Origin of the sequence: Enterobacter sp. IF2SW-B1 (genome assembly GCF_001743375.1) — a bacterium.
GTDB lineage: Bacteria > Pseudomonadota > Gammaproteobacteria > Enterobacterales > Enterobacteriaceae > Enterobacter > Enterobacter bugandensis.
Genome location: NZ_MJAA01000001.1, coordinates 215,840 through 228,514, shown reverse-complemented (window position 1 = coordinate 228,514; position 12,675 = coordinate 215,840). Strand labels below are relative to the sequence as shown.

Annotated in this window: 14 protein-coding genes; 7 read left to right on the top strand and 7 right to left on the bottom strand. The window is 54.9% G+C overall.

Annotation, left to right across the window (positions count from 1 at the left end; genetic code table 11):
• Positions 1-45 precede the first annotated feature (45 nt).
• Positions 46-645 (bottom strand): TetR/AcrR family transcriptional regulator, encoded by a 600-nt coding sequence (locus tag A6013_RS01060; protein ID WP_047368408.1) that lies wholly within the window; start codon positions 643-645, stop codon positions 46-48.
• Positions 646-686: 41 nt separating this feature from the next.
• Positions 687-2,312: a phosphoethanolamine transferase EptA gene (gene eptA / locus A6013_RS01055; protein ID WP_048960364.1), complete on the bottom strand. Its 1,626-nt coding sequence runs from the start codon at positions 2,310-2,312 to the stop codon at positions 687-689.
• A gap of 149 nt (positions 2,313-2,461) precedes the next feature.
• On the opposite strand from eptA, the gene A6013_RS01050 reads away from it, so the two are divergent.
• From A6013_RS01050 to sodC, 3 genes are all read left to right on the top strand, one after another.
• Complete coding sequence (locus A6013_RS01050; protein ID WP_028012898.1) at positions 2,462-2,701, top strand: DUF1289 domain-containing protein; 240 nt, start codon at positions 2,462-2,464, stop codon at positions 2,699-2,701.
• Positions 2,702-2,749: 48 nt separating this feature from the next.
• Entirely contained in the window at positions 2,750-3,646 is an 897-nt protein-coding gene (locus A6013_RS01045; protein ID WP_069732381.1) for an aldo/keto reductase family oxidoreductase, read from the top strand.
• 80 nt (positions 3,647-3,726) lie between these two features.
• A complete protein-coding gene (sodC, locus tag A6013_RS01040; RefSeq protein WP_028012900.1) occupies positions 3,727-4,245 on the top strand; it encodes a superoxide dismutase [Cu-Zn] SodC in 519 nt (172 codons plus the stop codon).
• Here the strand turns inward: sodC and A6013_RS01035 are convergent.
• Genes A6013_RS01035 through A6013_RS01025 form a run of 3 tightly spaced genes read right to left on the bottom strand, consistent with a single transcriptional unit; the run spans position 4,224 to position 7,356 of the window.
• Positions 4,224-6,257, bottom strand: coding sequence for an FUSC family protein (locus A6013_RS01035; RefSeq protein WP_049138886.1), 2,034 nt, complete (start codon positions 6,255-6,257; stop codon positions 4,224-4,226). The two genes, sodC and A6013_RS01035, sit on opposite strands and share 22 nt — an antisense overlap.
• On the bottom strand, positions 6,257-7,117 hold the full coding sequence (locus A6013_RS01030; protein WP_069732380.1) for an HlyD family secretion protein: 861 nt from the start codon (positions 7,115-7,117) through the stop codon (positions 6,257-6,259). Before A6013_RS01030 ends, A6013_RS01035 begins: the two co-directional genes overlap by 1 nt.
• 2 nt (positions 7,118-7,119) lie before the next feature.
• Positions 7,120-7,356: a DUF1656 domain-containing protein gene (locus A6013_RS01025; protein ID WP_028012903.1), complete on the bottom strand. Its 237-nt coding sequence runs from the start codon at positions 7,354-7,356 to the stop codon at positions 7,120-7,122.
• Positions 7,357-7,542: 186 nt separating this feature from the next.
• Here A6013_RS01025 and slyA point away from each other — a divergent pair, with 186 nt between their 5' ends.
• Entirely contained in the window at positions 7,543-7,983 is a 441-nt protein-coding gene (gene slyA / locus A6013_RS01020) for a transcriptional regulator SlyA (protein ID WP_028012904.1), read from the top strand.
• A 37-nt stretch (positions 7,984-8,020) separates the two neighbouring features.
• On the opposite strand, the gene A6013_RS01015 is transcribed toward slyA, so the two are convergent.
• Together A6013_RS01015 and slyB are read right to left on the bottom strand one after the other, a co-directional pair.
• Entirely contained in the window at positions 8,021-9,382 is a 1,362-nt protein-coding gene (locus A6013_RS01015; protein ID WP_063153894.1) for a GGDEF domain-containing protein, read from the bottom strand.
• A gap of 195 nt (positions 9,383-9,577) precedes the next feature.
• Positions 9,578-10,045 carry an outer membrane lipoprotein SlyB gene (slyB, locus tag A6013_RS01010; protein ID WP_028012906.1) on the bottom strand — a complete coding sequence of 156 codons (468 nt, stop codon included), beginning with the start codon at positions 10,043-10,045 and terminating at the stop codon, positions 9,578-9,580.
• A gap of 255 nt (positions 10,046-10,300) precedes the next feature.
• Here slyB and anmK point away from each other — a divergent pair, with 255 nt between their 5' ends.
• The 3 genes from anmK to pdxH all read left to right on the top strand — a co-directional run bounded on the left by anmK (position 10,301) and on the right by pdxH (position 12,556).
• Positions 10,301-11,425, top strand: coding sequence for an anhydro-N-acetylmuramic acid kinase (gene anmK, locus A6013_RS01005; protein WP_028012907.1), 1,125 nt, complete (start codon positions 10,301-10,303; stop codon positions 11,423-11,425).
• Between the two features lie 93 nt (positions 11,426-11,518).
• Complete coding sequence (gene mliC / locus A6013_RS01000) at positions 11,519-11,842, top strand: C-type lysozyme inhibitor (RefSeq protein ID WP_028012908.1); 324 nt, start codon at positions 11,519-11,521, stop codon at positions 11,840-11,842.
• Between the two features lie 57 nt (positions 11,843-11,899).
• On the top strand, positions 11,900-12,556 hold the full coding sequence (gene pdxH / locus A6013_RS00995) for a pyridoxamine 5'-phosphate oxidase (RefSeq protein ID WP_028012909.1): 657 nt from the start codon (positions 11,900-11,902) through the stop codon (positions 12,554-12,556).
• The last annotated feature ends 119 nt before the right edge of the window (positions 12,557-12,675 follow it).

The following is a 12,675-nucleotide window of genomic DNA, read 5'->3' as shown; positions in this document are numbered from 1 at the left end:
CTGAGTAGACCAGTCGACTAGTAATAACGTAAATAAAAACGCCTGCTAAGCGCCAGGCGCAGTAATCGTACTTATCACATGTGCCAGCGCGCTTTCGAGCGGCACGGCACTGCGAGAAATTTTAGCCTGCAGGTTGGCGCCTAACCAGAGGGAGTAGAGCACCTGAGCCTGCGTTAAGGGATCCCCGGGGAAGGCGAGCGTATTTTCTTCGCGCCCCTTCGCCAGCGCCTGCGCCAGCAGGGCGATAACGCCGCTGGCGCCTTTATCCATTGCAGTGCGCATATCTTCTGAGAGATCGCACACTTCGGCAGAGAGTTTAACCGTCAGGCATCCGCTGATAATGCCCTGCTGACAGAACTGGTTCAGCGTTTCCTGGTAGTAGTTCAGAACACGATCCCGATAGTTACCTTCCCCCGTGGCGAAGTGGGTCGCGAGGCGCTGGTGGTAAGCAGCATAGTGCCGCTCCAGCATCGCCACGCCAAAGGCCTCTTTGGACCGAAAGTAGTGATAGAACGACCCTTTCGGTACCTCAGCGGTTTTTAATAGCTCGCTCAACCCCATACCGGTGAAGCCGCGGTGCATGCACAGCCGCTCGCCGGTCGCCAGGAGATGTTCGCGCGTGTCGTGTTCAGTATTTCTGCTCATGGATTCACTCTAATAGACCGTTCGGTCTAATGCAAGCGCTGTTACCGGCGACACGCATTCAGAATGTCCAGCTGTTGCTGATAAACGCTTGATTTAACGTCCATCATGCCCAGCACCGTCGAGAATAAATTGTCCTGCGAAACCGCATTTTTTGCTGCGTGATCGCGTAAACACTGCGCGTTGATGCCAAAGTTTTTCGCATAGTCCGGGGACAGCCAGAACATAAACGGAATGTGCGTCTGCTGCTCCGGCGCCAGCATGTACGGCGTGCCGTGCAGATAAATACCGCTTTCACCGAGCGATTCCCCGTGATCCGAGAGGTAAATCAGCGCGGTGTTCATGTTCGCCTGACGGGCTTTCAGCGCATCAATGGTTTTGCTGACCATGCTGTCGGTATACAGGATGGTATTGTCATAGGTGTTCATCAGCGCCTGATGGTCGCAATCCTGAATTTCGTTGGTGTCGCAGGTGGGGGTGAATTTACGGAAATTATCCGGGTAACGGCGATAGTACGCCGGACCGTGGCTGCCCATCAGGTGGATAACCAGCACCGTGTCCTGCTTCAGACCGTCCAGCACGTTGTCCAGGCGGTAGAAATTCACGTCATCAATACAGGACTGGTCTTTGCAGAACTGATCCAGCTTCCACTGCGTCATGTCGGTATGGGGAATACGATCGCAGGCACCTTTACAGCCACCGTCGTTGTCGCGCCACAGGAGGTTGATACCCGCATGGTTGAGCACGTCGAGCAGCCCTTCCTGATGGTGCGCCAGGTCGGCATCGTATTTGCTGCGCGTCATACCGGAGAACATGCACGGAACGGATACGGCGGTTTCAGTGCCGCACGAGGAGGCCTGCGGGAAGTTAATCACATCCTGCTTTTTCAGCTCGGGGTTGGTTTCACGCCCGTAGCCATTGAGGGAGTAGTTCGCCGCGCGCGACGCTTCGCCGATGACCAGCACCAGAACGGTTTTCTTCTGCTGACCCGTAATCAGCGCGCCTTTGTGCGCATCTTCGCCAATCCGCACCAGCGTTTGATCGCCGGCAAACCAGCGCATCTTGCTGTATTTCACCACGGCGCTGACGTAGTTCGCCGGAGTGACCATTTTGACGATGCTTTTGTTATTGCGGAACAGCGACGCGTAATCTTTATAAAACACCGCGGCGATAAGAATAATCACCAGCAGGGCACCGAGCATCGCGGCAACACGCGTCAGCAGGGCGTACCACCATTTGCCGGTACGAATGCGGGTCAGCGCCAGCACCAGGGATGGAACAAGACCGGCTATGACAATCCACAGAATCATCTGCGGGGTCACCAGCGCGGTGGCTTCCTGGGAGTTAGTTTCGAACACGTTCACAATCATGTTCTGATCGATGACCGCGCCGTAGGTAAACATAAAGTAAGTTGCCGCAGCGCACCCGACAGTTAAGACGATCATCAGCGGCTTACGGATATACGGGATATTGAGCAGGCTAAATACTATGACCCAGCCACAAAACAGCACCACCGGTACGGATGCGGCGAAGAGAATATCGTGCAGATGCGCAGGGGCAATAATGGCCCAGCTGCGCTGGATAAACAGCCCGTTAAGCAGAGTAAAAAAGAGTGCACAGCCCAGAGTAAATTTTATGTCGTTACATTGTAACTTTTTACTTAACCACATCGATCGTAAAACCTGTCATTGTCATGATGTGGCGAGTATAAAGAGGGAAGATTAGTGAAACCTTAATGCCACAAAACTGTGGTAAAGCCCTTGCACGCGGCGCTTTTAGCGTCTTCACTGTAGGTGAGAGAGGTTAACCGGAGGTGAGTGTGGCAGAGCAACTGGAGTTTTTCCCCATCCAGAGCCCGTGCCGGGGGATTTGTCAGTCAGATGAACGTGGTTATTGCCGCGGGTGCATGCGTACCCGTGACGAGCGTTTCAACTGGCAAAACTTCAGCGACACGCAAAAGCAGGATGTGCTGCGCCTCTGCAGACAGCGACTTCTGCGCAAAATCCGCGCAAACAAAGCCTCTGAGACCGAAGAACCCCAGCAACCTTCACTGTTTTAATGCGGTAATTGCGTATACTCATGACATCACGTCCTTGAGGAAAATGTTATGGTTCAGCGTATTACCCTTGCCCCCCAGGGGCCAGAATTCTCCCGTTTTGTGATGGGCTACTGGCGCCTGATGGACTGGAATATGTCCCCCCTCCAGCTGGCAAGCTTTATTGAAGAGCATATCGATTTAGGGGTAACAACAGTCGATCATGCGGATATTTACGGTGGCTATCAGTGTGAAGCCGCCTTTGGCGAGGCGCTCAAGCTGGTTCCGGCACTCCGGGAGCGCATGGAGATCGTTACCAAATGCGGTATTGCCACCACGGCCAAACCGGAGCATGCCCTCGGCCACTACATCACCGACAGCGCCCATATCATCAAGAGCGCCGAGCAGTCGCTGGTCAATCTGGCAACCGATCGTATCGACCTGCTGCTGATTCACCGTCCGGACCCGCTGATGGATGCCGACGAGGTGGCGGAAGCCTTCCTGAGTCTGCATCAGAGCGGGAAGGTGCGTCACTTCGGCGTCTCCAACTTTACCCCGGCCCAGTTTGCGCTGCTTCAGTCTCGTCTGCCGTTTACGCTCGCCACTAACCAGGTTGAGATCTCCCCGGTGCATCAGCCGCTGCTGCTGGATGGTACGCTCGACCAGCTGCAGCAGCTGCGCATTCGCCCGATGGCCTGGTCGTGCCTCGGCGGTGGACGCCTGTTTAATGATGATGCGTTCCTGCCGCTGCGCAATGAGCTGGAAACCATCGCCCGCGAGCTGAACGCCCAGAGCATAGAGCAGGTGGTTTACGCCTGGATCCTGCGTCTGCCGTCAAAACCGCTGCCGATTATTGGCTCCGGGAAAATTGAACGCGTCCGTTCCGCGCTGGCCGCCGAAGAGCTGCAGATGACCCGCCAGCAGTGGTTCCGCATCCGCAAAGCCGCGCTGGGTTACGACGTGCCTTAAACCGCAAGAAGGTGACTTTCCGGTGAAATCTGTGCCCCTGGTATACACTTAAGGGGCAAAAAATAACCAGCGGAGGTCATATGAAGCGTTTTACTCTGGCATTGGTCACGCTGGTTGTTTGCGCAGGGGCGCAGGCAGCCAGCGACGAAGTAGAAATGAATCTCGTCACCTCACAGGGTGTGGGTCAGTCCATCGGGACGGTGAAAATCACCGAGACCGATAAAGGGCTGGAATTCGCACCCGATCTTAAAGCACTCCCGCCGGGCGAACACGGCTTCCATGTTCATGCCAAAGGGAGCTGTCAGCCAGCCATGAAAGAGGGTAAACCGTCGGCAGCGGAAGCAGCAGGGGGCCACCTCGACCCGCAGAATTCAGGTAAACATGAAGGGCCTGAAGGTATGGGACACCTGGGCGACTTGCCGGTGCTGGTGGTAAACAATGACGGTAAAGCCACGGATCCGGTCGTGGCCCCGCGGCTGAAAAAGCTGGATGAGGTCAAAGGCAAAGCGCTGATGATCCATGTGGGCGGCGATAACATGTCCGATCAGCCTAAACCGCTTGGCGGCGGCGGGGCGCGCTATGCCTGCGGCGTAATCTGATCCCCAATCGTTCCTGGCGGGGGCGCCTGTTCCAGCTGCGACAGCGAGCAGTGCAGGCGCCAGATTATCGAGGCCAAATCGCGGGCTGCGGGAAGATGATGCCGGGCAAGGGTGTCGCAGATCCGCTGCAGTTCAGCCAGCGTGGCCTCCAGAGGCCGCTGCTGAACGCCGCGCTCGCTCATCACATCGCGTAGCAGAGAGATACACACATCACGTACCTGCGACAGCGGGTCGGAGCGAGTTTCCCATGCGCGAAGCTGCCAGACCACGTGCGAGCAGTTCAACAGCACCACCCCCCAGCGCAGCAGCCAGCGTCGGGACAGCGCGTCCTGGCTGTTATTTAACTGGCTAACGTGGTGATAAACCAGCGATTCATACTCGCTTTCTTGCAGATGCGGCTTGCGGCTGAGCTGGTCGACAAACCCTCTGCGCAATTCACGGATATGTCGACGGCTTTTGCGTGCGTCAGAGCCGGGACGCAACACCGCGAAGGCCAGCCACGCCAGCCCGACGCCAAGGATCTTTGCCAGGTTGTCATTCAGAAAAGCGGCGTAATCATACACAGGCGGATTCGTCACGGAGATAAACGAGCCCATAAAGACAATCAGCTGCCCCCACAGACCCGCCAGTTTCGGCATTTGCAGCTTAAGGAGCTGCATCGTAGTTAGCAGCGGAAACAGGAACAGCAGAAACTGCCAGAGATCGCTTATCTGCACCATCAGGCCAAACTTCACCACAAAACTGAACAGTGATAGCAAAACAAGCGTTCGCAGCAGCAGCGTAAGCGAGTTAAACGGCGAGGCCGCGACGGAGTAAAGCACGCAGCTGATAGCGGCAAGCGTTAACGCCGCCGAACCTGACTCCCACTGCGTGGTAATGCTCCACGCCCCCACCAGCATCAGTGCGCTGAAGGTGCGAAAACCGCTCCACAGCGCTTCCAGATAATCGGTGTGACGTGCGAGAGCCGGGCTGCCGGGAACGGCGAACTCCGTGACCGGGGTAGCATTCTCTACCGCCTTAATCCAGCGGCTGCTGCGCAGGTATAGCCGACAAAAGTAATTCAGCCGCTGCCAGAAGGCGCGATGGCGATAATCATACTCATCCACCGGGGCGAGCGGGGCGATGATCTTCGCGACGGTATAGATGTCCGCATCCGGTCGAGCGAGCGCCGCGAGCAGGGTTTCGATTACCGCGCGGGTGTTTTCTGGCGGTGTCGGCCAGTTGAGCAGCATTCGGCGCAGGCTGGAGATAGCGCTGGTCATGCGCAGCTGCTGGTGCAGCAAATAGTTAAGCAGCGTGTTCTGACGGCGAAAACGGTAATGGCTCCAGAACGCCTGAATTCGCAACAGATTCATGGTCAGGATCTGCCCGATAACCTTTTCATGCGCGAGGCGGATGTCATCGCTGGTATCCGGTTGCCACAGCAGGCTCGCATGTTCCAGCAGCCGGGTATGCATGGTTTTCAGCGCAGTGATAAGCGCAGTGCCGTCAGAGGTGCTGGGCAGGATCATCATCATAAATCCGCCGCAGAGGATCCCGACAATGACCTCACAGACGCGCGCCTGTGCAATGTCCCACAGCTCGGTAGTGTCGAGCACGTTGACGACCGGGAAGGCGATAATGGCGGCGGTATAGCCCGCCAGCTGGAAAGCGTAGGCCACGTTATTGGTAAAATGGGCACAGGCCCAGGTACAGCACCCCAGCCACGCCGCCATGCTCAGCAGGAACAGCCACGGATCGTTCAGCGTGTGGCCCGCGATAATTAACGCCGCGGTGGCGCCCAGCAGGCTACCTGCGATACGGCCAAGGCTTTTGCTGATCACCCCACCAACGGTGGGGAAGCTTACCACCGCCGCGGAGGTCATCGCCCAGTAGGGTTCATCCAGGTTCAGATAATAGGCGACAGTCAGCGCCAGGCACATGGCAATGCCGTTACGCAGCGCGTAGCGCCACTGGGGGCGCGTCGCTTTCATCCACGGCGTGTTTTGCCAGGAGAGCGCCTGCAGCTTCATTAACGGGTTCCGATAGAGACAGTGCAGGTGGTGCCGGAAACCAGCGTGATGTCCTCGGGTAAACGGTCAAACTCCACGCGCACAGGCACGCGTTGAGCAAGGCGCACCCACGGTACGTTCGGCTTGATGTCCGGCACCAGCCCGGAATCCGTTTCAACGCTTTGATCGTAAATGGCGCGGCCAATGCTGGAAACGTGACCCTGTAACTTTTGCGGGCCACTATACAGCGTTATGGCGGCGGGTGCGCCTTCACGGATATGACGAAGCTTGGTCTCTTCGAAATAGCCCACGACGTAGAACGAGTGGCTGTCGACGAGAGCAAAAACTGGCTGACCGGCGGTGGCATAATTTCCCACCCGGGCGGAGAGGTTGGTCACCCATCCGTCGACGGGGGCGATGACCACGGTTTGGGTTAATTCCCACTGCGCCTGCTTCAGCGTGGCCTCAGCCACGTTGACGCTCGCCTGCATGGCCTTGACGTTGATATTGGCGGTATCTAAATCTTCCGCGGAGATATAGTTTTTCGACAGGTGACGGCGGCGATTGGCCTCATTATTGGCCTTAGCAAGGTCAGACTGGGCTTTTGCCAGCTGCGCCTGGGCGTTCAGAATTGCAATGTGATACGGGGTGTCGTCGATGCGGAATAACACCTCTCCCTTTTTAACGTACTGGTTATCCTTAACCAGCAGCGTTGTGATACTTCCCGAGACCTGGGGGGTGATGCTGACCTGCTCAGCGCGAACTTTGCCATCACGGGTCCAGGGGGACTGCATATAATAATTCCACAACCACCAGCCAGCAGCCAGGGCGAGGACAAGAACGAACAGGGTGGAAAAGTACTTCAGCGTTTTCAGAGGCATATTCACCACACGATCAGAACAGCAAGGCCCAGGCATACGGAGAGGGCAAACAGGGAGAGATCCATCAGCATGGGGTGCCAGATTTCGCCGGAGTACATCCAGTCGCGAAGCAGGCGATGCGCGATGAGCCAGAGAACAAAGCCCACCAGCACGGCTTTAAACAGGGGAGGAAAGTAGACTGACGCACCGAAGATCAGGTCCTGAAGGGGTAAACCTTCTGAGCGATGAAAAAAGATCACAGGCAGAAATCCTTTGCAGTGAACAGAATGCCGCGTTGGCTTGTCTGAGTATGAAGAAGCATCATAATTCAGTGTAAGTCATACTTTTGAGTCCGATGAATGCAGTATTGCATTTGTTTTGCCAATACAAATGCTGCACACTATTCTAAAATCAGTATAATAACTTAGCAAGCTAATTATAAGGAGATGAAATTGGAATCGCCATTAGGTTCTGATCTGGCAAGGTTGGTACGCGTCTGGCGTGCTCTGATTGACCATCGCCTGAAACCTCTGGAACTGACGCAGACGCATTGGGTCACGTTGCACAACATTCATCAGCTGCCGCCCGACCAGTCGCAAATTCAACTGGCTAAAGCGATAGGCATTGAGCAACCGTCGCTGGTGCGCACGCTTGACCAGCTGGAAGAGAAGGGACTGATCTCCCGGCAAACCTGCGCCAGCGATCGTCGCGCCAAGCGCATTAAGCTGACGGAGAAAGCGGCGCCTATCATCACTGAAATGGAAGCGGTGATCACCAAAACGCGCGGTGAAATCCTTTCAGGCGTTTCACCGACGGAGCTGGAAATGCTCATCAGCCTCATTGCGCGCCTTGAGCAAAACATTCACGAGCTACAGTCTCGCGACTGACCAGACAACACGGCCTTGCATCTGCAAGGCCTTGTTTTTACTTAAATACAACGACGCGGTTACGGCCCGTCTCTTTCGCTTCATACATCGCCTTATCGGCACTTTCCACGCACGCTTCTGCGCTTACCGACGAAGAGGTTGCCGTAAACACCCCCATGCTGATGGTAATCGGCTCTGGTAACTGACCCTCGCTGCTAATTTTATCAAAACCGCTTAGCTTCAACCGAATGCGCTCTGCCACCTGATATGCGTCTTCTGCGGAGGTGTTTGCCAGCATCAGGACAAACTCTTCGCCGCCGATTCGCGCTGCGATATCCTGCGGACGTACGGAGTCCATCAGCAGATTGGCGACAAACTGCAGGACTTTATCTCCCTGCAGGTGACCGTAGTTGTCGTTGATACGCTTGAAACGATCGAGATCGCTGACGATAACCGAAACCGGGCGGCTGGGTTTGGCGATGCCCAGCGCCTGGTTTAACGATTCATAAAAATAGCTGCGGTTATAAAGGCGCGTGAGCGGATCGCGAATCGAATTTTGATACGACTGCTGATACTTCAAATGGGAGTCACGATACAACCTGAAGACATCATAGAGCAGCACAAAAATAATAATCAGCGTCGCGACGGTTTCAAATAATCGGGCGCGATACCAGGATATATCTTCTGCATGTCCGCCTACCAACAGCATAGAGAGCGTGACGACATAGCAGACACACAGAAAATTACCGCCTACCCAGAACAGATTACGCACGCGCGTAATAAACATCAGCGTGGCTAGTGTCACGACCCAGAGAACGATTAATGAAATATTAATGCTGTGGCTCCAGAGAACCATAAACTGCCGCGTTTCATTATCAACCAGATCGAGGGATAGAAATGGGGAATGGCTGGAATACATCCAGGCCAGAATCACCATACATGCGGTAAAAAGAAATGAACCGCTAACGATGATGATATGCGCCAACCGTGAAAGGGGCAGATTGCGCGTGGGATAAAGTAATGCCGAAACGATCATCAGCACCGCCATTAAGAGGTGGCGGAACATATAGTAGATCATCGCATCGTTGTAGTTCACAACGTTGAATTGATAGAGATCCAGCCACGCCGGAAAGCTGGTCAATGTTCCGACCATCAGCAAGGCCGAACCGGCAAAGGCAAATGAGATGGCAATCAGATAGAGCCGCCGCTTATCACACCAGTATTTCATTGCCATAAAACAGGCAATAAACAGGTGAAACACGAGTAAAAAAATGGTGAGTGTGGGGAACAAAAGAGGCGAAAAGGACGGAACCCAGTCAACCAGTTTTGAAAATAAAGCCTGTAATATTCCGATGACGACCAAGCAACCGAAACAGAACGAGATATAACGACCTTTTACAGAACGACTATTCGCAAGCATATAAAGTTTACAAATTAAAATAATTATGAAGAGATGATTGCGAAGAGTTTAATCAATTAGCACGCTAAATACTTTGCGCAGAAACAATATATGGCGCGTTTAATAATGTGTGGGATGAATGTATTCTGTAAATATATTTGTGAGAGTGATATATATTGTAAATGGATGTGGCCTGATGACCACATCCATTTTTAATTAACGCGGAGAAACGGTAACCTGGCTGCCGTTGCTCGCCAGCACGACGCGTTGACCCGCAGAGAAGCGGGTGTTGCCCTGTTTCTGAACAACCATAATGGTGCTGCCGTCGTCTTTACGAATTTCCAGCTCTACGCCCTGGGTTTTGTTCATCGCGCCCTGTACGCCCTGACCCGCGACACCACCCGCTACAGCGCCCGCTGCGGTTGCCAGAGAACGGCCCGTGCCGCCGCCAACGGTATTACCCAGGAAACCACCCAGTACAGCACCGCCGATTGCGCCCATCACGTTGTTTTCATCACCACCCTGAATTTGTACAGGACGGGCGTTAACAACGGTACCGTAAGTCACGCTCTGAACCTGTTTTGCTTCAGAAGCGCTGTAAACGTCGCCAGACAGCGAGCTGTCGTTCACACAGCCAGCCAGGGTTAAACCAATCAGCGAAACGCCCAGTACACGTACAATCATTTGAATCTCCTGTTCACCAAAAACGCCCATCTGGAGGCATCCGTTATGGCTAAATTATATGGCATAAAGAGCCATAGTTCATATCTTTGCACTAACAATAAGAAAATTGTACTTGAATTTGACTTAACGAGACATAAACAGGAGCCACTCGCCATACCGGCAAGACATTGTTAAAAAATATTATCGTCGGATGGCAAAGGAGCGCTGTTTATGGTTGAGTGGATATCCTTAGCCCACGCAACGTAAGGAAAGCGCATGAAATCGGGTCGCTACATTGGTGTGATGTCGGGCACCAGTCTGGATGGGGTAGATGTCGTTCTGGCCGCCATTGACGAACATATGGTGGCACAGCAGGCGAGCCTGACCTGGCCAATCCCCCTTTCGCTGAAAGAGGACATTCTGAGCATCTGTCAGGGGCAGCAGTTAACCCTCTCCCAGCTTGGTCAACTTGATGTTCGGCTGGGTGCGCTGTTTGCGGATGCGGTGCAGGCGTTAATGCAAAAAGAACATCTTCGTCCCCAGGATGTGGTCGCCATCGGGTGTCACGGACAAACCGTCTGGCATGAGCCGACTGGCGACGCGCCGCATACGTTGCAAATCGGCGATAACAACCAGATTGTGGCGAAGACGGGCGTAACGGTCGTCGGGGATTTTCGTCGCCGCGATATTGCCCTTGGCGGCCAGGGCGCGCCGCTGGTGCCTGCCTTCCATCAGGCGTTGCTGGCGCACCCTACAGAACGCCGCATGGTGCTCAACATAGGCGGGATTGCTAACCTCTCAATGCTTATTCCAGGGCAGCCCGTTCGCGGCTACGATACCGGCCCGGGAAATATGTTAATGGATGCCTGGATCTGGCGACAGTGCGGTCAACCTTATGATAAAAACGCCGAGTGGGCGAGCGAGGGTAAAGTGGTTCTCCCGCTGCTGCAGTCCATGCTCAGCGACCCTTATTTTGCCTTACCGGCGCCGAAAAGCACGGGACGAGAATACTTCAACTTTGGCTGGCTCGAGCGCCAGCTTGCGCTGTTCCCGGCACTCGCCCCGCAGGATGTCCAGGCGACGCTTGCCGAATTAACGGCCGTGTCGATCTCTGAGCAAGTGCTGCTCAGCGGCGGCTGCGAACGCCTGCTGGTGTGCGGCGGGGGAAGCCGAAACCCGCTGGTGATGGCACGTCTTGCCGGGCTGCTGCCGGGCACCGAGGTGACGACGACGGACGAGGCCGGCATCAGCGGGGATGATATGGAAGCGCTGGCTTTCGCCTGGCTTGCCTGGCGCACCATCGCCGGGCTGCCAGGGAATTTGCCGTCGGTAACCGGCGCGCGCGAGGCCAGCGTCCTCGGGGCGATTTTCCCTGCAAATCCTCGTCATAATCAGAGTTAACTGAAATTCAGCGCGGCGCCTCGTCGTTAGAATGGAATAAAACAGGGGGGCAGCCATGCCCTCCAGGACCAGGAAAGTCTTCGGAATACGCCCATGAAAAAACTTCTTCTTATTGCCGCGCCTTTATTGCTGTCAGGATGCAGCGTCTACAATCAGTTCCTTGAGCGCATGCAGACCGATACGCTGGAGTATCGCTGCGATGAAAAACCGCTGACCGTGAAGCTGAATAACCCGCGTCAGGAAGCCAGCTTCGTTTACGATAACAAGCTGCTAACCCTTAAACAGGGTATCTCGGCCTCCGGGGCGCGTTATTCGGACGGCATCTATGTCTTCTGGTCGAAAGGCGACAGCGCCACGGTCTACAAACGCGACCGCATTGTGCTGAACAACTGCCAGCTTGAAAATCCGAAGCGTTGAGATTTTTACAGGGGCGGCGCACAATAGCGCCACCCAATCTCAAGATCAGCTAACGCCATGTCAGATAACGACGAACTGCAGCAAATTGCGCATCTGCGCCGTGAATACACCAAAGGCGGCCTGCGTCGCCAGGATCTTCCCGCTGAACCCCTCGTGCTTTTTGAGCGCTGGCTGAAACAGGCCTGCGACGCGAAGCTGGCCGACCCAACGGCCATGGTCGTCGCGACGGTAGATGAAAACGGTCAACCGTATCAGCGCATCGTCTTGCTTAAGCATTACGACGAGAAAGGGCTGGTGTTCTATACCAATCTGGGCAGCCGCAAGGCGCACCACTTAGAAAACAACCCGCGCATCAGCCTGCTGTTCCCGTGGCACATGCTGGAACGTCAGGTCATGGTCACCGGTAAAGCGGAACGTCTCTCGACCCTTGAGGTGGTGAAGTATTTCCACAGCCGCCCGCGCGACAGCCAGATTGGTGCCTGGGTATCAAAACAGTCCAGCCGGATCTCTGCCCGCGGCGTGCTGGAAAGTAAATTCCTGGAGCTGAAACAGAAGTTCCAGCAGGGGGAAATTCCGCTGCCGAGCTTCTGGGGCGGCTTCCGCATTCCGATTGAGCAGATGGAATTCTGGCAGGGCGGTGAGCATCGCCTGCATGACCGCTTTTTATACCAGCGCGAGAATGGCGGCTGGAAAATCGACAGACTGGCCCCGTAATCCCCGAAATTTGTTGATTTAAGCGCTAGCGCACACCGCGCTTGCGCTTTATTCTATGGTCCTTTCGCATCAGGCGAAAAGTCGTGTACCGGCAAAGGTGCAGTCGTTTATACATGGAG

Excerpts from the sequence above, each read along its gene's own strand:
- A6013_RS01015 (WP_063153894.1), bottom strand. The coding sequence starts at position 9,382 with ATGCTTGCGAATAGTCGTTCTGTAAAAGGTCGTTATATCTCGTTCTGT.
- slyB (WP_028012906.1), bottom strand. The coding sequence starts at position 10,045 with ATGATTGTACGTGTACTGGGCGTTTCGCTGATTGGTTTAACCCTGGCT.
- anmK (WP_028012907.1), top strand. The coding sequence starts at position 10,301 with ATGAAATCGGGTCGCTACATTGGTGTGATGTCGGGCACCAGTCTGGAT.
- A6013_RS01035 (WP_049138886.1), bottom strand. The coding sequence starts at position 6,257 with ATGAAGCTGCAGGCGCTCTCCTGGCAAAACACGCCGTGGATGAAAGCG.
- pdxH (WP_028012909.1), top strand. The coding sequence starts at position 11,900 with ATGTCAGATAACGACGAACTGCAGCAAATTGCGCATCTGCGCCGTGAA.
- A6013_RS01045 (WP_069732381.1), top strand. The coding sequence starts at position 2,750 with ATGGTTCAGCGTATTACCCTTGCCCCCCAGGGGCCAGAATTCTCCCGT.
- A6013_RS01060 (WP_047368408.1), bottom strand. The coding sequence starts at position 645 with ATGAGCAGAAATACTGAACACGACACGCGCGAACATCTCCTGGCGACC.
- mliC (WP_028012908.1), top strand. The coding sequence starts at position 11,519 with ATGAAAAAACTTCTTCTTATTGCCGCGCCTTTATTGCTGTCAGGATGC.
- eptA (WP_048960364.1), bottom strand. The coding sequence starts at position 2,312 with ATGTGGTTAAGTAAAAAGTTACAATGTAACGACATAAAATTTACTCTG.
- slyA (WP_028012904.1), top strand. The coding sequence starts at position 7,543 with ATGAAATTGGAATCGCCATTAGGTTCTGATCTGGCAAGGTTGGTACGC.
- sodC (WP_028012900.1), top strand. The coding sequence starts at position 3,727 with ATGAAGCGTTTTACTCTGGCATTGGTCACGCTGGTTGTTTGCGCAGGG.
- A6013_RS01030 (WP_069732380.1), bottom strand. The coding sequence starts at position 7,117 with ATGCCTCTGAAAACGCTGAAGTACTTTTCCACCCTGTTCGTTCTTGTC.